Source organism: Salinicola sp. RZ23, assembly GCF_003206675.1.
Taxonomy (GTDB): Bacteria; Pseudomonadota; Gammaproteobacteria; order Pseudomonadales; family Halomonadaceae; genus Salinicola; species Salinicola endophyticus.
In genome coordinates this window covers 24,274-46,132 of sequence record NZ_PZJK01000007.1, presented here as the reverse complement: position 1 = coordinate 46,132, position 21,859 = coordinate 24,274, and the positions used below count along the sequence as shown (strand labels likewise).

The 21,859-nt window shown below is 66.9% G+C and carries 19 protein-coding genes; 6 read left to right on the top strand and 13 right to left on the bottom strand.

Going from position 1 to position 21,859, the window contains the following annotated elements:
- Positions 1-73: 73 nt before the first annotated feature.
- Positions 74-1,006, top strand: a complete 933-nt coding sequence (gene hemF, locus DOM67_RS06360) for an oxygen-dependent coproporphyrinogen oxidase (RefSeq protein WP_110674813.1) — start codon at positions 74-76, stop codon at positions 1,004-1,006.
- On the top strand, positions 1,003-1,815 hold the full coding sequence (gene aroE, locus DOM67_RS06355; protein ID WP_110674812.1) for a shikimate dehydrogenase: 813 nt from the start codon (positions 1,003-1,005) through the stop codon (positions 1,813-1,815). Before hemF ends, aroE begins: the two co-directional genes overlap by 4 nt.
- Before the next feature lie 166 nt (positions 1,816-1,981).
- Here the strand turns inward: aroE and DOM67_RS06350 are convergent, their stop codons facing one another.
- Entirely contained in the window at positions 1,982-2,791 is an 810-nt protein-coding gene (locus DOM67_RS06350) for a M48 family metallopeptidase (protein ID WP_110674811.1), read from the bottom strand.
- Positions 2,792-2,974: 183 nt separating this feature from the next.
- Positions 2,975-3,595 (bottom strand): hypothetical protein, encoded by a 621-nt coding sequence (locus DOM67_RS06345; protein ID WP_110674810.1) that lies wholly within the window; start codon positions 3,593-3,595, stop codon positions 2,975-2,977.
- Positions 3,596-3,742: 147 nt separating this feature from the next.
- Here DOM67_RS06345 and DOM67_RS06340 point away from each other — a divergent pair, with 147 nt between their 5' ends.
- The 4 genes from DOM67_RS06340 to DOM67_RS06325 all read left to right on the top strand — a co-directional run bounded on the left by DOM67_RS06340 (position 3,743) and on the right by DOM67_RS06325 (position 10,185).
- A complete protein-coding gene (locus DOM67_RS06340; RefSeq protein WP_110674809.1) occupies positions 3,743-4,618 on the top strand; it encodes an ATP-binding protein in 876 nt (291 codons plus the stop codon).
- Positions 4,619-4,717: 99 nt separating this feature from the next.
- Positions 4,718-8,185 (top strand): ATP-binding protein, encoded by a 3,468-nt coding sequence (locus DOM67_RS06335; protein ID WP_157958799.1) that lies wholly within the window; start codon positions 4,718-4,720, stop codon positions 8,183-8,185.
- Between the two features lies 1 nt (position 8,186).
- Complete coding sequence (locus tag DOM67_RS06330; RefSeq protein WP_110674807.1) at positions 8,187-8,576, top strand: response regulator; 390 nt, start codon at positions 8,187-8,189, stop codon at positions 8,574-8,576.
- Positions 8,566-10,185 carry a diguanylate cyclase gene (locus DOM67_RS06325; RefSeq protein ID WP_110674806.1) on the top strand — a complete coding sequence of 540 codons (1,620 nt, stop codon included), beginning with the start codon at positions 8,566-8,568 and terminating at the stop codon, positions 10,183-10,185. Before DOM67_RS06330 ends, DOM67_RS06325 begins: the two co-directional genes overlap by 11 nt.
- A gap of 104 nt (positions 10,186-10,289) precedes the next feature.
- Here the strand turns inward: DOM67_RS06325 and der are convergent, their stop codons facing one another.
- The 11 genes from der to DOM67_RS06270 form a co-directional block, all read right to left on the bottom strand.
- Complete coding sequence (gene der / locus DOM67_RS06320; protein WP_110674805.1) at positions 10,290-11,693, bottom strand: ribosome biogenesis GTPase Der; 1,404 nt, start codon at positions 11,691-11,693, stop codon at positions 10,290-10,292.
- Positions 11,694-11,929: 236 nt separating this feature from the next.
- On the bottom strand, positions 11,930-13,090 hold the full coding sequence (gene bamB / locus DOM67_RS06315) for an outer membrane protein assembly factor BamB (protein WP_110674804.1): 1,161 nt from the start codon (positions 13,088-13,090) through the stop codon (positions 11,930-11,932).
- Complete coding sequence (locus DOM67_RS06310) at positions 13,087-13,746, bottom strand: tetratricopeptide repeat protein (protein WP_110674803.1); 660 nt, start codon at positions 13,744-13,746, stop codon at positions 13,087-13,089. The genes bamB and DOM67_RS06310 overlap by 4 nt, the downstream gene beginning before the upstream one ends.
- A 124-nt stretch (positions 13,747-13,870) precedes the next feature.
- Positions 13,871-15,160, bottom strand: a complete 1,290-nt coding sequence (gene hisS / locus DOM67_RS06305) for a histidine--tRNA ligase (RefSeq protein ID WP_110674802.1) — start codon at positions 15,158-15,160, stop codon at positions 13,871-13,873.
- Between the two features lie 76 nt (positions 15,161-15,236).
- The gene (gene ispG, locus DOM67_RS06300) at positions 15,237-16,352 is read right to left on the bottom strand and encodes a flavodoxin-dependent (E)-4-hydroxy-3-methylbut-2-enyl-diphosphate synthase (RefSeq protein WP_110674801.1); all 1,116 of its coding nucleotides are present in this window, start codon (positions 16,350-16,352) and stop codon (positions 15,237-15,239) included.
- 8 nt (positions 16,353-16,360) lie between these two features.
- A complete protein-coding gene (locus tag DOM67_RS06295) occupies positions 16,361-17,440 on the bottom strand; it encodes a RodZ domain-containing protein (RefSeq protein ID WP_110674800.1) in 1,080 nt (359 codons plus the stop codon).
- A 37-nt stretch (positions 17,441-17,477) separates the two neighbouring features.
- Complete coding sequence (gene pilW / locus DOM67_RS06290; RefSeq protein ID WP_110674799.1) at positions 17,478-18,215, bottom strand: type IV pilus biogenesis/stability protein PilW; 738 nt, start codon at positions 18,213-18,215, stop codon at positions 17,478-17,480.
- A 160-nt stretch (positions 18,216-18,375) separates the two neighbouring features.
- Positions 18,376-19,509 carry a 23S rRNA (adenine(2503)-C(2))-methyltransferase RlmN gene (rlmN, locus tag DOM67_RS06285; RefSeq protein WP_110674798.1) on the bottom strand — a complete coding sequence of 378 codons (1,134 nt, stop codon included), beginning with the start codon at positions 19,507-19,509 and terminating at the stop codon, positions 18,376-18,378.
- Between the two features lie 82 nt (positions 19,510-19,591).
- Positions 19,592-20,020 (bottom strand): nucleoside-diphosphate kinase, encoded by a 429-nt coding sequence (ndk, locus tag DOM67_RS06280; RefSeq protein WP_110674797.1) that lies wholly within the window; start codon positions 20,018-20,020, stop codon positions 19,592-19,594.
- 239 nt (positions 20,021-20,259) lie between these two features.
- Entirely contained in the window at positions 20,260-20,586 is a 327-nt protein-coding gene (locus DOM67_RS06275) for an iron-sulfur cluster assembly accessory protein (RefSeq protein WP_035469853.1), read from the bottom strand.
- Positions 20,587-20,630: 44 nt separating this feature from the next.
- A complete protein-coding gene (locus DOM67_RS06270) occupies positions 20,631-21,806 on the bottom strand; it encodes an aminotransferase class V-fold PLP-dependent enzyme (RefSeq protein WP_110674796.1) in 1,176 nt (391 codons plus the stop codon).
- Positions 21,807-21,859: the final 53 nt, after the last annotated feature.

The window sequence follows — 21,859 nt, the reverse complement described above, 5'->3', positions numbered from 1 at the left end:
CCGCCTGACAGCCGCCATCCGCCCCTTGGCAGCCGGCGCCCTATTTTCCGTTCCCCGCAGAAGGACATCGACCATGGCACATTCGCACCTCGATAGCGTCAAGACCTACCTGCTCTCGCTGCAGGACTCCCTGTGCGACTCGCTCGCGGCGCTGGATGGCGGCAAGGTTTTTGCCGAGGACTCCTGGGAGCGCGCCGAGGGCGGCGGTGGGCGCAGTCGGGTGATCGAGGAGGGCGCGCTGTTCGAGAAGGGCGGGGTCAACTTCTCTCATGTGTACGGTGCCGAGCTACCCGCTTCGGCCACCGCCGCCCGCCCCGAGCTCGCCGGGCGCAGCTTCCACGCCGTGGGGGTCTCCTGGGTGCTGCACCCGCGCAACCCGCACATCCCCACTTCCCACGGCAACGTGCGCTTCTTCATCGCCGACAAGCCCGGCGAGGCGCCGGTGTGGTGGTTCGGCGGCGGCTTCGACCTGACGCCCTACTATCCCTACCTGGAGGATGCCCAGCACTGGCATCAGGTAGCCCAGCGCGCCTGCGAGCCATTCGGGGAGTCGGTCTATCCGCGCTTCAAGGCGTGGTGCGACGACTACTTCTTCCTCAAGCATCGCAACGAGACCCGCGGCGTCGGCGGGCTCTTCTTCGACGATCTCAACGAGTGGCCGTTCGAACAGTGCTTTGCCTTCCAGCGTGCGGTCGGCGACAGCTTCCTCGACGCCTATCTGCCGATCGCCGAGCGCCGTCGCGAGACCCCCTTCGGGGAGCGCGAGCGTGAGTATCAGTCGTTCCGTCGCGGGCGCTACGTCGAGTTCAATCTGGTCTGGGACCGGGGTACCCTGTTCGGGCTGCAGAGCGGTGGGCGTACCGAGTCGATCCTGATGTCGATGCCGCCGATCGCGCGCTGGCAGTATCAGTGGACCCCGGAGCCGGGTAGCCCGGAGGCGCGCCTGCTCGCCTATCTCCAACCCCACGACTGGCTGAACGTCACCCAGGAGCCGCAACCCGCATGAGCGATCGTTACGCTGTCTTCGGCAACCCCATCGGCCACTCGAAATCGCCGCGCATTCATGCTGCCTTCGCCGCGCAGACCGGCGAAGCGTTGGTTTACGAGGCGATCGAGGCACCCGCTGATGACTTCGCCGGCGCCTGGCGCGCCTTCGTCGCCGCCGGTGGCCGTGGCGCCAATGTGACCGTACCGTTCAAGCAGGATGCCTTCGCCCTGGCCGAGGTGCACACGCCGCGCGCGCACCTCGCCGGTGCGGTGAACACCCTGTGGCTGGACGCCGATGGCCGGGTGCGCGGCGATACCACCGATGGCGTCGGCCTGGTGCGCGATCTGCAGGCCCACGCCGCCCCGCTGGCGGGCGCGCGGGTGCTGCTGCTGGGGGCGGGCGGCGCCTCCCGCGGGGTGATCCAGCCGCTGCTCGAGGCTGGTGTGGATACGCTGCGCGTGGCCAATCGCACTCCGGCCAAGGCGCAGGCACTGGCGGCGCTGTTCGCCGGCAGCGGGCGGGTCGACGGCTGCGGCTTCGAGGCGCTGGAGGGTGACTTCGATCTGGTGATCAACGCCACCAGTGCGAGCCTCGCCGGCGAGTTGCCGCCGCTACCGGAGACACTGTTCGCATCCGAGGCGCTGGCCTACGACATGATGTACGGCGCCGAGCCCACGGTGTTCCTGCGCTGGGCCGAAGCGCGCGGCGCGCGCACGCTGGATGGCCTGGGCATGCTGCTCGAGCAGGCCGCGGAGTCGTTCTGGCTGTGGCGTCAGGTGCGCCCGGAAACCGCGGCGCTGCGTGAGAGGCTGCGCGCCGAACTGTGAGGCCGCGCGTAGCTGCCGGTAGCGGCGTCGCACGCTGCGCCCAGTCAGTCATTCGAGATCGCACGTCCGTAGCGCATCGTTGGATAGCAGATGGCAGATAGTAGACGGCCGCCGCCGGAGGATTCCGGCGGCGGCCGTTGTCGTGACCAGTTGGGGTTGCCTGGAATCACGCCTTGCAGTTGGGCCGCCGCCCGGCCGCCTTGGCCTGTTCGTAGCGCGGTACCGCTTCGTCGAGACGATTCTTCAACCCACTCATGCGCTGGTCGTTGCTGGGGTGGGTCGACATCCACGCCGGCGGCTCGCCCTGGCTGTTGGCGGCCATGTTCTGCCACAGTTTGAGGCTGGCGCGGGGGTCGAATCCGGCGTCCGCCATCAGATCCAGACCCACCAGGTCGGCTTCCGACTCCTGCTTGCGCGAGAACGGCAGGATCACGCCGTACTGCGCCCCGGCCCCCAGCAGCCCCATCACCTGTTCGCCGCCGGCGCCCTGTAGCCCGGCAGCGCTCTGCAGCACCGAGAGTCCGGTCTGGGTGGCGGCCTGGGTGGAGACCCGCTCGTTGGCATGATGTGCCAGTACGTGGCCGACCTCGTGGCCGATCACCGCGGCGAGCTGGTCCTGATTGGTGGCGACCTTGAGCAGCCCGGTATTGACACCGATATAGCCGCCGGGCAGGGCGAAGGCGTTGGCGCTGTCATCCTTGAACAGCAGCTTCACCTGCCACTTGCCGATACCGTCGCTGGCCGGCACCTGGGCGGTGATGGCGTCGGCCACGCACTGCACGTAGCGCGCCTGGGCACCGCCCACCGTGGGCAGCTGCTGCTCGTACTGGCTGAAACTCTGCTTGCCCATCTGGGCCAGCTCGTCATCGGAGTAGAAGGCGAGCTGGTTGCGTCCCATAGGCGAAGTGCTGCAGGCGCTGAGCAGCGCCGCGACGCCGAGAACGCCCAGGGCGCGGCGCGAGAGGGGGAGTGACATGCGGGTCTCCGAATACGAGTCTGGCGTTATCGTTGCTGTCTTGGCTGACGTCGAGGGTGGTCTGGCGGTGCCCGATCCGGCCCTACGCTGCGCATCAGCCCGTCCAAGATACCCGGCCTGCCCGGGCGGTCAACCAGTGCGCCTCCGGGGGCCGCGGTTGCCGACCCCGGACCGGCTTCTGGGTCACTGCGTGGGCGTCTCGATGGGCTCCGAGCCGCTCTCTCCACCGACATCGAGTTGCACGGTCGGGGCGGAGACCACCCGGGCCAGCGCCGGCGGCAGGGCCGGGGTCAGGCTGAGCCGGCTGCCCGGCGGGAGTTCGCCGCTGGTACTGAGACGGCGCGCCAGATCGAGCAGCGAAGCGACCTTCTGGGCGCGGCTGGGCAGGGCGTCGATGCCGCGCGGTTCGAGCGCCGCCGGCAGTGTCACCGTGGTGGTCTCACCGCCGCGCAGGGGCACCGGTTGATCGAACTCACCGGCCACCGCTTCGGCCCCGGGCACCTGGAGTTCCCAAGAGAAGCCCTGGAGCTCGATCGCCGGTGCGTTGGCGGGCAGCGAGAGCGCCAGCGGCAGATCGATGTTCACCGGCAGCCCGGCCAGGGCCAGGCCCGAGTTCAGCAGGGTTCGTTCGTCGATGCCTGCGAGGCCGGGGGCGAAGTGGTAGTTGCCGATACGCACGTTATCGACGCCGAGCGAGGAGAGCGCGATACGCCCGAGCAGGACGCCGAGTTGGGGCAGGGCAAGGCAGCCGCCGAGCAGGGAGAGCAGCAGTAGAACGCAGGCAAGGCGGGCACGAGACGTCATCGTCTCTCCTCGAAGGGAGTCATGGGGGCGCGCGTGGCCGGGCCGACTGGACCCGGCGGCGCGCGCGGCACAAGATACGCCCATCGTGGCGATTGGCAATCCCCGCCAGCGCCGGACCCGCAATATCGACCCGAGGAGATTCGAGAGATGGATGGAGAGCTGGCCCAACGGCTGAGCCGACTGCTGGAGCGTGTCGAGGCGTGGCTACCCGAGCAGCCCCCGGCGGTGGATTGGACCCGCGACGTGGCGGCGCTGTGGCAGTCGCATCCGTTGGGCGGTCAACTGGTGCCGGTGGCGCCGCGGGATGCGGTGGGACTCGACGATCTGATCGGCGTGGCGCGTCAGAAGCGGGCGCTGGTCGACAACACCCGCGCCTTTCTGCAGGGGCGCCCGGCCAACCATGCGCTGCTGTGGGGCGCCCGCGGCAGCGGCAAGTCGTCGATGGTGCGCGCGCTGCTCAACAGCCTGGCCGGCGAGGGGCTGCGCCTGATCCAGGTCGATCGCCACGATCTGGTGGCGCTGCCGCTGCTGGTCCAGCGCCTGCGCGATCATCAGCACCGCTTCGTGGTCTACTGCGACGACCTCTCCTTCGAGGGCAGCGACGATGCCTACAAGGCGCTCAAGAGCGTGCTCGATGGCACCTTGACCGGGCCGCCGGAGAACGTGCTGCTCTACGCCACCTCCAACCGCCGCCATCTGCTGCCGGAGTCGATGGCCGACAACCAGCAGACCCAACTGGTCGACGGCGAGCTGCACCATGGCGACGCGGTGGAGGAGAAGATCTCCCTCTCCGACCGTTTCGGTCTGTGGCTGGCGTTCCACCCCTTCGATCAGCAGGCCTATCTCGAGGCGTGCCGCCACTGGGTCGAGCATCTCGGCGGCGCCGATGCCTGGCATGAGGCGGCGCGTGCCGAGGCGCTGCGCTATGCCACTTTGCGTGGGGTGCGTAGCGGCCGTGCGGCGTGGCAATTCGCCTGTCAGTGGGTGGGAACCGAGGCTATTCGCCAAATGCAATATCAGTAAGATGCGTTAAGCTTTTCGCCAGGGCATTTCTCTCGCGAAAAAGTCTGAGGGACGTGCTCATACTTTTTCAGCGCTGATGAGAGGTCCTGGGTGAAAGTCTTGCGTTTACCGTTGCTGACGACCTTGCTGGGAAGTGTGCTGCTGACGGCATTCTTCGGTTTCATGCTGACCCAGGCACTGCACAATGATCGCGAGGCGTTCCAGCGCGATCTGGCGTTCCAGTCCCAGGAGCAGGGCATCACGGTCAGTGCGACCCGCGCCGGGCTCGAGCGCCGGGTCCAGGTGCTGGCCACCACCTTGGTGGCCGACCCGGTGGTCCGTGGGCTCATGGCGCAAGCTGCGCAGGCGTCCTCGCCGGACCAGCTGGCGACGCTTCGAGAGCGCCTGCGCGACAACATCGGACCCTACTGGCAGTCGCTGCGGGCTGGCGGTGCCCTGGAGCTCAATGTCTTCCTGCCCGGGGCGGATGATCGTCATCCGTTTCTGCACACCGAGCCCCCTGGTGTGGAACGGGAGAGCATCGCGGACAGCGACTATCTGTTGCAGCAGAGCGCGGCTACCGGGGAGCCGGTCTTCGGCATCGAGTTCGACGGTGAGCGGGCGACCACGGCTGCCATCGCGCCCATCAGGGCGCCTGATGGCGAGAATGGCGGTCAGCTCGTCGGCTTGCTGGAGGTGGAGTTCGGCCTGGTCGCCAATGTCGAACAGCTCTCGGAGCAGCTGGAGAGCGGTGTCGCCGTTCTCGCGCGCCAAGGGGGCAAAAATGGCGGTCAGATATCGTGGCGGGTGAATGAAAGCTCCGACGCGAGCATTGCCGACTGGCTCGATCAATATCGCTTCCCAGACGTGAGGACGCGGGCCGACTGGCGAATCGTCGATGGACGTGAGCACCATCACTATCTGCTGACGCTGTTGCCGGTGAGCCGGAGCGGCGACGAGCGCTCGCAGGTCGTGGCGGCGATCGCCATCTGGAAGGACATCAGCGCCCAGTATCATCACCGCCATCAGCAGGTGGTCGCCACCTGGCTGCGCTGGGGGGTGGCCTGGCTGATTGCCGAAGCCTGCCTGCTGCTGCTGCTGTGGGGCACGCGCCGGGTCACCCGCGAGACCATGTTGTATCACCAGCAGCGCCTGGAGCAGCAGAAGCGCTCACTGGTCGCGGTCAATCAGAGCCTAGAGGCGCAGAAGGAGGCGCTGCAGACGCTCAACGACATCGCCGCGCTGCAGGAGACCTCGTTTCCGCTGCTGATGGAGCGCGCGCTCAAGATGGGCGCGGCGCATCTCGACCTGCCATTCGCGGTCGCCAACCAGATCGATGGCGAGGATTACATCATCCAGGCCGGCTATTCGCCGGACAATCGCTTCGCGCGTGGGCAGGTACTGGAGACCCGCGATACCTACTGTAGTGAGGTGGTGGCGAGTAACGACGTGGTGGCGTTCTCCGATGCCGACGCCGAGGGCTGGCGCGATCACCGCTGCCGCCGGTTGTTCGGGCTGAAGAGCTACATCGGCGCGCCGATCTGGGTCCACGGCGAGCGCTTGGGTGCGCTGGCGTTCAGCGGCGACAGCGTGCGCGGGCGTCCGTTCGACGAGGCCGACCGCGAGTTCGTGCGCCTGCTGGCGCGCTGGGTCGGCGGTACCCTGATGCGCTGGCAGGAGGTCGAAGCGCGCGAGGAGCTATCCGGGCGTCTGGCCAAGATCGCCTCCCAGGTTCCCGGGCTGATCTACCAGTATCATCAGGATCTCAATGGACACCCCTCGTTTCCCTACGCCAGCGAGGCGATACGCGCCTATTACGGTGTGACGCCGGAGGAGGCCAAACAGGATGCCACCCAGGTCTTCGAGCGCATCGTGCCGGAAGACAGAGATCTGCTGGTGGAGTCGATCAGCGAGTCGGAGAAGAATCTGACCCCGTGGCACTGCGAGTATCGCGTGCAAAAAGCCAATGGTGACGTCATCTGGCTGTCGGGGCAGTCGGTGCCCGAACGCGAGGAGGATGGCAGCACCACCTGGCACGGCTTCCTGCACGATATCACCGAGCGTAAGCATAACGAACGCTTGAAGGGGGAGTTCATCTCCACCGTCAGCCATGAGCTGCGCACCCCGCTGACGTCGATCTCCGGGTCGCTGGGTCTGATTCAGGGGGGGGCCCTGGGCGAACCACCGGAGAGCATGCGTTCGATGTTGGCGGTGGCGCATGGCAACGCCAAACGGTTGATCCTGTTGATCAACGACCTGCTCGACATGGAGAAGCTGGTCGCCGGCAAGATGACGTTCCAGATGCAGGAACAGCCGCTGATGCCGCTGATCGACCAGGCGATCGAGTCCAATCAGGCCTACGCCGATCAGTTCAAGGTTCACTATGTGGTCACCGAGCGCATGGAGCGAACCGATGTGAACGTCGATGCCATGCGCCTGCAGCAGGTCATGAGCAACCTGCTCTCCAATGCCGCCAAGTTCTCGCCCCCGGACATGCAGGTGGAGATCCGGGTCGAACCGATCGGCGAGCGCGTACGGGTCAGCGTGATCGATCACGGCCCGGGTATCCCCGAAGCGTTCCACGATCGCATCTTCCAGAAGTTCTCCCAGGCCGACGCGTCCAGCACGCGCAAGCAGGGAGGCACCGGTCTGGGCCTGGCGATCACCCGGGAACTGGTCGAGCGGATGCGCGGTTCGATCAGTTTCTTCTCCGAAGAGGGCCAGGGGGCGTGTTTCTTCTTCGAGTTGCCGCGGATCGAGCGCCAGTCGGCAGACCAACCCGAGGTGGCGCTGCCGATGCCGGCGACCATCGCCGAGATGCCTGTCGATCCCGCCTCGCGACTGCTGATCGTCGAAGACGATCCTGACACCGCGCTGCTGCTGGCGATGATGGTACGGCGCTGGGGCTATCAGGCCGAGATCGCGCATACTCTGGAAGAGGCGCTAGGCTGGGTCGAGCGACGTAGCTTCGACGCCATCACCCTCGATCTGATGCTGCCCGACGGTAACGGGCTGACACTGCTGCGTCAGTTGCGCGATCAGCCGGCCACGCGGGAGCTGCCGGTGCTGGTGGTGTCGGCGATCGCCGAGGAGGGGCAGCTGGAGATCGGCGGCCAGCTCAAGGCGGTCGACTGGCTGGCCAAGCCGTTCGACGAACAGCGCCTGTCCAGTGCGCTGCAGGGTTCGCTCACTGCCGTCCCGCGGCGGGCGCGCATCATGCACGTGGAGAGCGATGCCGAGTTGACCCGGCGGGTTGCCGGTCAAGTCGCTGCGAGCATGACGCTGGACGTGGCACGCTCGGTGGCCGAGGCGCGCTACCTGCTCGATAGCAACGAATACGGCTTGATCTCGCTCGACCTGACCGAGAACCACGGACCGGGCTGGGAGATCATTCCGCTGCTCAGCCAGCTGCCGCACCACCCGGCGGTGATCATCCTTTCCGAGCAGGCATTGGCGCCGACCCTGCTTGGCCGGGTCGACACCGCGATCGCGCGGCCCGGGCTCTCCGCCGAGGCGCTGCGCGAAGCCTTCGACCGCCAGCTGCAGGGACATCGAGCTGACGGCAACGACACACAGGGAGAGAGCTGACATGCAAGCGTTACATCGTGTCCTGCATGTCGAGGACGATCCGTCGATTCAGGAAGTGGCGCGGATCGCCCTCGAAGTGGTTGGCGGTATGGAGGTCGCCAGCTGCGACAATGGCCAGTCGGCACTGGACAAGGCCGCCGAATGGCAGCCGGATCTGATCCTGCTGGACGTGATGATGCCCGGCATCGATGGCCCCACGACGCTGGGTAAATTGCGCGAGCAGGCCGAGACGCGCGAGATCCCGGTGATCTTCATGACCGCCAAGGTGCAGCCCAGCGAGCTGGATCACTACCGCGCCATCGGGGCGCTCGATGTGGTGATCAAGCCGTTCGATCCGATGACGCTGGCGGCCCAGCTGCGTGAGATCTGGGAGCGCTCGGATGCAGGGTGAAGAGGTTCAAAGGCGTCTGGCGGCGCTGCGTGAGCAGTACGCCGAGCGTATCGGCAACGATCTACAGACGCTGATGGCGCAGGCGCGGGAGCTCGCCGCACGCCAGCGCGCGGTCGAGCCCGAGGCGCTGGAGTCGCTGCGCCACGGGCTGCATCGCATCGCCGGCTCCGCGGGGACCTTCGGCTATCCGGCGCTGGGGCAGGAAGCGCGCGAGATGGAGCTGTGGGTACAGACCGTGCTGGAGACCGCAGTGGCGCCCACGTCGCCGATGCTGACCACGCTGCATGACCGTCTTTCGGGTAGCTACCGGCTGCTCGAGAACAGCGCTACGGCGTCGGTGGCAGAGCCACAGGCGGACTACGAGCTGGTGAGCGGCGAGCGTGCGATTCGGATCGCGATCATGGCCGAGGGCGACACGCATGGGCTACTGCAGTCGCTGAGTGGCTTTGGCTACGACTGCCGCTGTCTGACCGAGATCGAGGAGTGGCGTTCGTGGCGGCCCGACGTGGTGATCATCGACACGGCCCATGTCGAGCCCGCCGTATGGCAAGCCAGTGTCACCGAGGTACCCAGTGCGATGCGGGTGCTGCTCAGCGATGACCGGAGCTTCGACGCCCGCCTGCAGGCCGTACGCGCCGGCGCTCAGGGCTTCTTTACCCATCCCCTCGACGTGCCGGCGCTGGAACGGCGTCTGCGCCATCTGGTCAGCCTGCCGCAACAGGACCCTTACCGGGTGCTGATCGTCGACGACGATGTCGAGCTGGCCGAACATTTCCGCCTGACGCTGAAGGTGGCCGGCATCGAGTCGCGGGTGATCGACCAGCCCAGTGACGTGCTACGCGGCCTGCGCGAGTTCGTGCCCGATCTGGTGCTGATCGACATCAACATGCCGGGCTGCTCGGGAACGGAACTGGCGCGGTTGATCCGCTTCGACGACGACTGGCTGCGTATCCCGCTGATCTATCTCTCGGCGGAGTCGGATGCCCAGCGCCAGGCCCAGGCGCTGGCCCAGGCCGGTGATGACTTTCTGGTCAAGCCGATCTCAGACGTGGCGCTGACCGCGGCGGTGACTGCGCGCGCCCAGCGCTCGCGGCAGTTGAGCCAGGCACTGGCCCGCGACGGCCTGACCGGGCTGATCAAGCACCCGGCGATCAAGGAACTGATCGAGATCGAGCAGTCACGCACCCAGCGCAGCGGCGCCGAGGCGTGTGTGGTGATGATCGATATCGACCGCTTCAAGTCGATCAACGACACCTACGGCCACGGCACCGGCGACTACGTGATCCGCCTGCTCGCCAACCTGCTGCGCCAGCGCCTGCGTCGGGTCGATCATGTCGGCCGTTACGGCGGCGAGGAGTTCGTGGCGGTGCTGCCGGCGTGCTCGCTGGACAACGCGTGTGAGGCGATCGAGCGTATCCGCGAGAGCTTTGCCCAGATGGAGTGCGTGGCGGGGAAGGCGGTGTTCCATGCCACCTTCAGCGCTGGCGTGTCGAGCACCTTCGACTGGACGGACGCCGGCGCGCTGCTGGAGGCTGCCGACCGCGCCATGTACGAAGCCAAGCAGAGCGGGCGCAATCGGGTATGCGTGGCCCGCGACACCAGTGTCTAGGCATATCTGAAAACTAGACATCTCTGAAAAACAGCACGTGTCGGTGCTGCGAAGCCGATCTGCGGCGGCACGCTGAGAAGCGTGCCACCGCTAGGTGCTGAGCCTCAGCGGCGGTTCTTGCGCGCTTCCTTGGTCCGACTGAGCTGACGCGCGCGTGCCTTTTCGCGGTCGCTGGCGTCGCTGTTCTTGTCGTAGGGGTTGTCGCCGGAGCGGAACTCGAAGCGGATCGGCGTACCGCGCACCTTGAGCACCTTGCGGAAGGTGTTGGTGAGATAGCGCTTGTAGGCTTCCGGGAGCGCCGATGTCTGGTTGCCGTGGACGACGATGATCGGCGGGTTGCTGCCCCCCTGGTGGGCCATGCGCAGCTTGATCCGGCGGCCGTTGATCAGTGGCGGCTGATGCTCGCTGACCGCGTCCTGAAGGATGGTGGTCAGACGGTTGGTCGACCAGTGGCTGTTGGCGCTGGCGAAGGCCTTGTCGACCGACTTGTAGAGATCGCCCACCCCGGTACCGTGCAGCGCCGAGATGAAGTGCAGATCGGCGTAGTCGGCGAAACCGAGGCGGCGCTTGATATCCGAGCGCATCTTCTCGCGCGCCTCCTGCTCCAGACCGTCCCACTTGTTCACCGCCAGCACCAGCGCCCGGCCGCTCGACAGCACGTAGTCGAGCAGGTGCAGATCCTGTTCCACCAGGCCGCTGCGGGCGTCGAGCACCATGATCGCGACATGGCACTCCTTGATCGCTTCGAGCGTCTTGACGATCGAGAACTTCTCGGCGGTGAGGGTGACGTTCTTGCGCCGCCGGATACCCGCGGTATCGACCAGCACGTAGGGCTTGCCGCGGCGCTCGAAGGGGATCTCGATGGCATCGCGGGTGGTACCGGCCTCGTCGAACACCACCACCCGATCTTCGCCCAGCATGCGGTTGACCAGGGTCGACTTGCCCACGTTGGGGCGGCCGATCACGCCGATGTGCACGCCGGGGTGGCCGCCCTGGGGGCCGGCCAGCGGGTCACGCGCGGGGAACGGCTCGAGAACTTCGTCGATCAGCGTGGTGACGTTGCGCCCGTGGGAAGCGGCGATCGGCCGCGGATCGCCGAGACCCAGCCCCCAGAAGTCGGCCATGCCGATCTGTTCGTCGATGCCGTCGGTCTTGTTGACCACCAGCCAGGTCTTCTTCTGATTCACCCGCAGGTGATTGGCGATCGCCTGATCCGCCGGCATCAGCCCGGCGCGGGCATCGACCAGAAACAGCACGATATCGGCTTCGTCGATGGCGGTGAGCGACTGCTCCGCCATGGCGGCATCGATGCCTTGCTCGTCGCCACTGATACCACCGGTATCGATGACGGTGTAGGCCTTGTCGCCGAGCTGGCCGTTACCGTACTTGCGGTCGCGGGTGAGGCCGGGGAAATCGGCGACCAGCGCGTCGCGCGAGCGCGTCAGGCGATTGAACAGCGTCGACTTGCCGACATTGGGGCGGCCAACCAGGGCGATAACGGGGGTCATGGCGATTCGCAAACGAGCAGCGGGAGAATGGCGCCGGCGCGGGATAGGCGTACGGCGACGTCAGGGTTGGGCGAGGGCAAAGATACACTTCGCCTCGCGTTCTGGCGCGATTCTAGCATAGACCGCCGCCCGGCACAGACCGCGATCCTGCGCCGCGGCGCCGGACGTCACGCCGAGCCCCAGACGACGACGGCCCCGTTTGAGCGGGGCCGTCGTCAGGACGCAGAGCGCGCGTCTCAGGGTTTGACGGTCTTGAGGTCGTAGGCGACCAGGCGGCCGTCGTTGGCATAGACGTAGAGACGCTTGTCGCCGGTCAGCAGGGGCAGGGTGAGGCCGCTGCCGCTGACGTGGACACGCCCGCTCATCTCGCCGGTGGTGGCGTCGAGCAGATGCACGTAGCCCTGATAGTCGCCCACCGCGATATTGCCGTCGACGAAGGCCGGCGAGGTCAGCCAGCGCCCTTCGAGGGTGTCGGCGTCCCACATCACCCGGCCGGAGTCGGCCTCGATGGCGAGCACGTGGCTGGCGGCATTGACCGTGAACAGGTAGTTGCCCACCACCAGCGGGGTCAGATAGCTCGACTCCTTGCGCTCCCACAGCACCTTGCCGGAGGTCGCTTCGAGCGCCACCAGGCGGCCGTTGTAGCTGGTCACGAACAGACGCCCGTCGCGGGTCAGCACCGGCTGGCCGTCGAGATCGACCAGCTGGTCGACTTCGGTACGGCCCTGGGGCACGGCCACGCGCATGTCCCACAGCGGCTGGCCGCTCCGGTTGTCCAGGGTGACCAGACGGCCATTGGCGAAGCCGGCGAAGGTGACCGGGTCGATGGTCCGCGGCGTGCCGGTGCCGCGCAGGGTCAACGCCGGCATCGAGCTGGAGTAGACCCACTTCTCCTGGCCATCGGCGCGGTCGAGCGCGGTCACCGCGCCGTCGACGCTCTGCGCGATCACCAGCTGGCTGTTGACCTGGGGCGGCGCCAGCACTTCGCTGGAGACCCGTGAACGCCAGGCGATGCTGCCGTCGGTGCGATCCACCGCCAGAACTTCGCCGTTGCGGGTGCCCAGGTAGAGGCGGCCCGGATCGGCGCCGATACCGCTGGAGATCGGCGTGCCGAGCTCCACTTCCCATTGGGTATCACCGCTGTCGGTGTCGATCGCGCGCAGGTCGCCGGTCTGGTCGACGGCGTAGATGGTGCCGCCATCGACCAGCGGGGTCAGCGGGTACTGGGCGCGGCCCAGACCTTCGCCGATGTCCTGGCTCCAGCGTTCGTCGAGTTCGACGGTGGCGGGGAAGTCCTTGAGCTCCTTGGGCGGATACTGGGGTTCGACGCCACCGGCGCAGCCGGCCAGCAGCGTCGCGGTCAGCCCCAGGGGCAGGAGTAGGCGGGTCAATTTCATGGGGTAGCGTCCTCTGCACCGAGATCGTCGAGCTTGAGCTGAAGGCCGTAGAGTGTCTGGTCTGTCTGTTGTGCCAGGTTCTGTGCCTGCTGATAGGCCTGGCGGGCGTCGTCGTCGCGGTCGAGGGCGACGAAGGCGTCACCGCGCACCGCCTGGCGCTGTGCCTCGAGCGCTTCGGGGAAGCTGCCGTCGAGGGTGTCGAGCGCGCCTTTGGCGTCCTTGGCGGCGATCTGCAGGCGTGCCAGCTCGAGCGTCGCCAGCCCCTGCATGTAGGGGCGGTCGCTGTCGGCGATCACCGGTTCGAGCGCTTTGCGGGCACGGGCATCGTCGTCGGCGCCCACCGCCAGCTTGGCCTCGATCAGGCCGGCGAGATCGGCGTAGAGCGTGCCGCCGTGGTCGCTTTCGAGCTTGTCGGCCAGTTCGAAGGCCTGCGCGCGCGCCTTGTCATCGAGGCTATCGCTGGCGGCGATGGCGATGAGCTGCTGATAGGTCACCGAAGCCTCGGCGGACTGGTTCTCCTGATGGCGCTGCCAGGCGTGCCAGCCCAGCACCAGCGCCACGGCGACGACGATGCCGACCAGCAGCGCGGTGCCGTTGGACTTCCACCACTCCTTGATCGCATCCAGCTGTTCTTCTTCGCTTCTCAGCTCCGCCACGGGCGGTCTCCTTACACTGTGTGACTCGGCGCCCGCTCAATCAGGCGCGCTATCGATGACGTCTACCGTCGCGCAGATGCGGTCTCCGGCGCCGCGGTAGGGCGGCCGGAGACGGCGGCTGGCGTCACGACTCGCCGACGATCCGTTCGGCGAGCCAGGCGATGGCCGCGTCCTGATCCAGGGTCTGCTGCTCGCCGTCGTCGCGCAGCGGCTTGAGGGTGAGGCGGCCGTTGGCGATCTCGTCCTCGCCCAGGATCAGCGCGACCCACGCGCCGCTGCGGTCGGCACGTCGAATCTGACTCTTGAAGCTGCCGCCGCCGCAGTGTACCTGAAGGCGCAGCGCCGGCAGAGCGTCGCGCAGACGCTCGCCCAGCAGCAGGGCCTGGCGCTCGGCGCCGTCACCCATCGCCAGCAGGTAGGCGTCGACGCCGCCCTTGGCCTCATCGGGAATCAGCCCGAGGGTCTCCAGCAGCAGCATCAGCCGTTCGAGACCGATGGCGAAGCCCACCGCGGGCACTGCCTTGCCGCCGAGCTGCTCGACCAGACCGTCGTAGCGGCCGCCGCCGCACACCGTACCCTGACTGCCGAGGGCCGTGGTAGTCCACTCGAACACGGTGCGCGAGTAGTAGTCGAGCCCGCGCACCAGGCGCGGGTTGAGCCGGTAGCCGATGCCGGCGTCATCCAGGGTCGCCTTGAGCTGCTCGAAGTGCTCGCGCGACTCGTCGTCGAGGTGGTCGAAGAGCTGCGGGGCGCCGGCGAGCATCTCGGCCATGTCCGGGTTCTTGGAGTCGAGGATGCGCAGCGGGTTGCTGGTCAGGCGCCGCTGAGAATCCTCGTCGAGTACCTCGCGGTGGGCCTCGAAGTAGGCCACCAGCGCTTCACGATAGCGCACCCGGGCCTCGGGCGAGCCCAGCGAGTTGAGTTCCAGGGTGACGTGCTCGGACATGCCCAACTGGCGCCACAGGCGCGCCGAGAGCAGGATGATCTCGGCATCGATATCCGGCCCGGTCATGCCGTAGGCTTCGATACCGATCTGGTGGAACTGGCGATAGCGCCCCTTCTGCGGCCGCTCGTAGCGGAACATCGGGCCCATGTACCAGAGCCGTTGGGTCTGGTTGTGCAAAAGGCCGTGCTCCATCGCCGCCCGCACCACCGCCGCGGTGTTCTCCGGGCGCAGGGTCAGGCTCTCGCCGTTGCGGTCGTCGAAGGTGTACATCTCCTTCTCGACCACGTCGGTGGCTTCGCCGATCGAACGCGCGAACAGACCGGTCTGCTCGACGATCGGGGTGCGGATCTCGCGGTAGTCGTAACGTTCCACCAGCGCGCGCAACTGGCGCTCCAGGTATTGCCACGCGGGCGACTGATCCGGCAGAAGATCGTTCATGCCGCGGATGGCTTGTATCTTGTTGCTCAACTGACACTCCTGCCTAAAGCAAAGCGCCGCGGACTCCCGGCCCGCCGGCGCTGGATGGTTCTTCGAGGGAAAGGGTTCAGGCCCCGCGGGCGATCACTGCCTCGTCGCGCGCTTCCTTCTCCTTGGCCTTGGCCCGGATCAGCGCTTCGAGATCGTCGACCAGATGGTCGTTGCGCAGCTTGCTCGCCGGCTTGCCGTCGATATAGACCAGGTTGGCGGGGCTGCCGCCGGTGAGCCCGATATCGCTCTCCTTGGCCTCGCCCGGGCCGTTGACCACGCAGCCGATCACCGAGACGTCGAGCGGTGTCATGATGTCATCGAGGCGCTCCTCGAGGGCATTCATGGTGCCGATCACGTCGAAGTTCTGGCGCGAGCAGCTGGGGCAGGCGATGAAGTTGATGCCCTTCGAGCGCAGTCGCAGGCTCTTGAGCATGTCATAGCCCACCTTGATCTCTTCCACCGGATCGGCGGCCAGCGAGACCCGGATGGTGTCACCGATGCCATCCATCAGCAGCATGCCCAGGCCGATCGAGGACTTGACCGTGCCCGAGCGCAGACCCCCGGCCTCGGTGATACCGAGATGCAGCGGCTGTTCGATCTGGGTCGCCAGCTGGCGATAGGCGGCGACCGCCATGAACACGTCGCTGGCCTTGACGCTGACCTTGAAGTCGGGGAAGTCGAGGCGATCGAGGTGATCGATATGGCGCATGGCGGATTCGACCAGCGCTTCCGGCGTCGGTTCGCCGTACTTCTTCTGCAGATCCTTCTCCAGCGAGCCGGCGTTGACCCCGATACGGATCGGGATGCCGTGGTGGCGCGCGGCGTCGACCACCGCACGCACCCGCTCCTCGCGGCCGATATTGCCGGGGTTGATGCGCAGGCAGTCGACACCCAGCTCGGCCACGCGCAGGGCGATCTTGTAGTCGAAGTGGATATCGGCGACCAGCGGCACGCTGACCCGACGCTTGATCTTGCCGAACGCTTCGGCGGCGTCCATGTCCGGCACCGAGACGCGCACGATATCGGCGCCGGCCACCTGCAGGCGCTCGATCTGCGCGACCGTGGCATCGACATCGAGGGTGTCGGTGTTGGTCATGCTCTGCACGGAGATGGGCGCACCGCCGCCGACGGGGACGTTGCCGACATGGATCTGGCGCGAGAGTCGGCGGGTGATCGGAGAGTGCATGTGCATGGTGCTTCTCAGTCTCCCAGCGTGAAGCGGGCGACGTTGTTGCCGCCGGTGTATTGGCCAAGGTCGACCGTCTGGCCGCGATAGCGCAGCGAGACACCGCTGGCGTTGCCGATGGTCAGACGGAAGGGCGGTTTGCCGCGGGCAGTCGCCTGACTGCCGGCGGACTGCAGACCGCTGAAGATGCGCTTGTCGGTGGCGTCGTAGATTTCGGTCCAGGACTGCTGCTTGAAGGTCAGCGCGAGCGTGTTGACGTCGGCGCTGGGTCCGCTCTGGGGGCTCTCGGCGGTGTCGCTACCCCCGCTGCTGCTGACCTGGGTCGCGGCGCCTTGGTCGGCACTGCCTGGAGTGCCAGAGCCTTGAGCGGCAGTGCCTTGAGTTCCCGTGCCCTGGGCGCTGGCGGCGACGGACTGGGCTTCGCGCTCGTCCGCCGCCGGCGGCGTGCTGTCGCTGGTCGGTGCAGCGCTGCCGCCTGCGCTCGCCACGCTGGGTGCGGTGCCGTCAGCGGCCGGGGTGTCGGTCGGGGTCGGCACCGGTGGCAGCGCGGTATCGCTGTTGGGCGTGAGCTGGCTGCTGGTGTCGGCGGTCGGTGCCGCGTCGCGCTTGCCGTCGAGGGAGTCGACCGCGATCGGGGCGTCGTCGCTGCCGCCACCGAACAGGTCGTTGCCCTCGCGGCTCTGCCACCACAGCAGGGTGAGGCCGATCAGTCCGACGATCACCAGCAGGGTAAACAGCCGGAACACCCAGGCGCCGACGCGGGAGGGCGGCCGCGAGGTGTTCACCGGCGAGACCTTGCGCTCGACATCGGACTGGCCATGGGTGGCGTTGTAGGCGCTCACCACCTGGCTTTCGTTCATGCCCAGCAGACGCGCGTAGGCGCGCACATAGCCGCGGCGGTAGGCGGCGATGGGCACCTGCTCGAAGTTGTCCTGCTCGAGCCCTTCGACCACGCTGGGGCGCAGGTTGAGCTGCAGCGCCACTTCGTCGAGGTTGAGTCCCTGGCGCTCACGTTCCGCACGCAGCATCCTGCCGGCGGACTCTGATGGGAAGCTGCGTTCGCTCTCTTGCTGCTGTTCGTCGATTGCGCTCATGCGCGAAAATCCTTTTGCATTCTAGGGTCCATGCGCCTCAGGAACCGCCGAGCTGTTGACGGTAGAAGGCCGCCCGCGTCGAATCGCCCTGGGCGCTGGCGATGTCGCTCGCCAGGCGCAGGCTCTCGGTGCTGGTGCCGGCCACGGTGAAGTAACGCTGCAAGCGTTCCCAGGCGCGTTCGTTATTACCCTGCGTATGATCGATGCGTGCCAGGGCGAGCAGGCTCCGCGCGTTGCGCGGATCGATGTCCAGCGCGCGGCGATAGCTCGCCTGCGCCGCCTGGATGTCGCCTGTCTTGCCCTGACACTGGCCCAGATTCGCGAACAGCTGGGCGCGTTTGGTATAGGTGATGTCCTGGCTCGCCAGCGCCAGTTGCTGGCATGCCTGTGCGTAACTTTCGCGCTGATAGAGCAGTGCGGCGTAGTTGTTGCGGATACGGGTGGCATCGGGAGCCGCCGCCAGCGCGCGCTCGAAGAAGCGCGCAGCGAGGTCGAGTTCACGCTGGCGCTGATAGAGCAGTGCCAGGCCCTCCAGCGCATCGGCGTCACGCGCATCGAGCTTCAGCGCGTGTTCCAGCGCCTGCTGGGCGCGCGGCAGATTGTTCTCGGCCAGATACGCCTTGCCCAGACGGGTGTAGGCGGCGGCCGCATCGCTCTTGCTCTCGGCCCGGGGCGCGTTGGAGGCCACCGGGGTGGCGCAGCCGTTCATCAGGCACGCCAGGCCCACGGCGATAGCGACAGCGCGTACCGGTGGTGGACAGAATTGGCGGCTCATTGACGGCTCTCCCGCGGTTCGGACACACGTCGCGTGCTGGCCTTTGTTCCGAACGGCTGAAAACAAAGCGGTTTTGGGGCCCCCATCAAAGCGCCGCACCGGATCGAAGTCAAGGCGGCGAGGGTGCGATCGGCACCGGATGGGGCGCAGCGCAACCGGTTCAGTCGGCGTCTAGCTGGATCGACTGAATATAGCGTTCGTGGCGCTTGGTACGATCCTTGACCCGGCCGACCAGCTGGCCGCAGGCGGCGTCGATATCGTCGCCGCGGGTCGAGCGCACCGGCGCGGTGTAGCCCAGTTCATAGAGCCAGCGCTGGAAGCGCATGACCTGATTGCGCGACGGGGTCTCGTAGCCCGAGTGCGGGAACGGGTTGAACGGGATCAGGTTGATCTTGCACGGCAGCTCGTCGAGCAGCTTGGCCAGCTGTTCGGCATGTGCCTGCTGGTCGTTGACGTCCTTGATCAGGGTGTACTCGATGGTGATATGGCGGGCGTCGCCACACTTGTCGAGATAACGCTTGCAGGCGTCGAGCAGCTTGCGGATGTTGTACTTGCGGTTGAGCGGTACCAGCTCGTTGCGCAGCTCGTCATTGGCTGCATGCAGCGAGATCGCCAGGCTCACGTCGAGCTCGTCGCCGAGCTTGTCGATCATCGGCACCACGCCGGAGGTGGAGAGTGTCACCCGGCGCTTGGACAGACCGTAGGCGTTGTCGTCGAGCATCAGCTTCATCGACGGCACCACGTTGTCATAGTTGAGCAGCGGCTCGCCCATGCCCATCATCACCACATTGGTGATCGCGCGGCGTCCGTCGGCGGCACTCATGCGTCCGCCGGCACGCTGCTGGGCGACCCACACCTGACCGATGATCTCGGCGCTGGTGAGGTTGCGCTGAAAGCCCTGCTTGCCGGTGGAGCAGAAGCTGCAGTCGAGCGAACAGCCCACCTGGGACGAGACGCACAGGGTGCGGCGCGTACCGTTGTCGGCGGGGATCAGCACGGTCTCGACGTAGCTGCCGTCCTCGACCTCGAGCACCCACTTGCGCGTGCCATCGCTGGAGGTGCCTTCGTAGACCACGCCCGGGCCGCGAATCTCGGCGTGCTCGGCCAGACGCGCGCGCAGCGATTTCGACAGGTTGGTCATCGACTCGAAATCGTCGCAGCCTTCCTGGTGAATCCATTTCATGACCTGGGCGGCGCGAAACTTCTTCTCGCCTAACGAGACGAAGAAGGCTTCCATCTGTTCGCGGGATAGCCCAAGAAGATTGGTACGCGGGGTGTCAGTGGCAGCGCTCATGGCAACGGGACCGGCTCGAGAATGGCGGGGTGTCCGGGGGACGCGGGCGACGACCGGCCGCAGCGGCCGGTCGTCGGGCGAATCAGCCGCGCGGGCAGATGTCGCTCTCTTCGAAGAAGTAGCTGATTTCGCGCGCGGCGGATTCGGTGGCGTCGGAGCCATGTACCGCGTTGGCGTCGATGGAGGTGGCGAAGTCGGCGCGGATGGTGCCCGGCTCGGCTTCCTTCGGGTTGGTCGCACCCATCAGCTCGCGGTTCTTGGCCACGGCGCCTTCACCTTCGAGGACCTGGACCATGACCGGACCGGAGGTCATGAACGCGACCAGGTCGGCGAAGAAACCGCGCTCTTTGTGCTCGGCGTAGAAGCCTTCCGCCTGCGCCTGGGAAAGGTGCAGCATCTTGGCTGCGACGATGCGCAGGCCGGCTTTCTCGAAACGGCTGTAGATGTCGCCGATCGCGTTCTTGGCAACGGCATCGGGCTTGATGATGGACAGCGTGCGCTCGGTAGCCATGAGTTCGGTCTCCTGATCAGTAGAGAAAGATGGAACCGGCCGCGATGGCGGCCGGGTATCCGGTTGGGATAGATGAAACGACGCGCCACCGGAGTGGCGCGTCGTCGAAAACGGTTTCGGCCAGGCGCTTTCTACCTCGATACTCTGGGAGAAGGGGCCGAAAAATCGCGCCATTGTAGCCTAAGCATCCGAGGGACGCACCCCGGCCGCTCCGCGGGATCAGACGCTGACGCTTGCGTTCAAACGCTGAAGCTCTCGCCGCAACCGCACTCGTCGGTGACATTGGGGTTGTTGAAGCGGAAGAAGCGGTTGAGCCCTTCGTTGACGTAGTCGACCTCGGTGCCATCGAGGATCGCCAGCGCCTCGCGGTCGACCAGCACCTTGACCCCGCGCTCCTCGAAAGCGATCTCGTCGTCGCGCGCTTCGTCGGCGATATCGAGCACGTAGCTGTAGCCGGAGCAGCCGCTCGGCTTGACCGCCACCCGCAGTCCCAGGCCGCTGCCGCGCTCGGCGAGCACGTGGCGGATCTGGTTGGCGGCGGCTTCACTGATGCTGATGCTTTGCATGCCTATCTCTCCCTGCTCGTGGCGAGTCATTTGGCTGGCTTCGCCTAGCGTTGATGCATGGCGGCACTGGCCGGTCGGCGCAGGCCGTCTAGCGCGTGGCGGATCTCCGCCACGGCGCTGTCTATGTCGTCGGCGCGGGTGAAGCGGCCGAAGCTGAACCGGATCGATGCCAGCGCCTGGGCGTGGGGCACGCCGATCCCCTTGAGCACATAGGAGGGATCGACGCTGGCCGAGTTGCAGGCCGAGCCGGTGGAGACCGCGAGCCCGCGCAGGGCCATCAGCAGCGACTCGCCGTCGACATCGTCGAAGGCGAGATTGACGATATTGGGCACGCTGTGCGCCGCCGGCGAATGGTTGTGAATACCCGAACAGGGCGCGAGCCCGTCGAGGAAGCGTTCGCGCAGCTCGCGCAGGTGCGCGTCATCCTGCTCGCGCTCGTCCAGGGCCAGCGCAAAGGCCGCGCCCATGCCCACGATCTGATGAGTGGGCAGGGTGCCGGAGCGCATGCCGCGCTCGTGGCCGCCGCCGTGGATCAGTGCCTCCACGCGTAGCGCCGGGTCGCGGCGTACGTAGAGCGCGCCGATCCCCTTGGGGCCGTAGGCCTTGTGCGCCGACAGCGACATCAGGTCGATGCCCATCGCCGTGACGTCCAGCGCCAGGCGCCCGGCGGCCTGGGCCGCATCGGTATGGAAGAAGGCGCCGTGAGCGTGGGCGACCTCGGCCAGGGCGGCGATATCGTTGACGCTACCCAGCTCGTTGTTGACCGCCATCAGCGACACCAGCACGGTGTCGTCGCGCATCGCTTCGCGCAGCGCCTGCGGGGTGATCAGGCCCTCCTGGGTCGGGGTCAGCCAGGTGACCTCGAAGCCCTCGGCCTCCAGCGCCTTGGCCGTATCGATCACCGCCTTGTGCTCGATGATCGAGGTGACCAGATGGCGGCCACGGGCGCGGTTGGCGCGCATCAGCCCGGTCAAGGCCAGGTTGTCCGCCTCGGTGGCGCCCGAGGTCCAGACAATCTCGCGCGGGTCGGCACCGATGAGATCCGCCACCTGACGGCGTGCCTGCTCCACCGCCTGCTCCGCCAGCCAGCCCGGCATATGACTGCGCGAGGCGGGGTTGGCATAGACACCGTCGAGCGTCAGGTGACGCATCATCTGCTCGACCACGCGGGGGTCGGCAGGGGTGGTGGCGGCGTAATCGAGATAGAGGGGAGCGCTCATGGCACGGTAGATCTCTAGAGTCGGTCGAGGGGCGTGACGTCTTTTCAAATCAA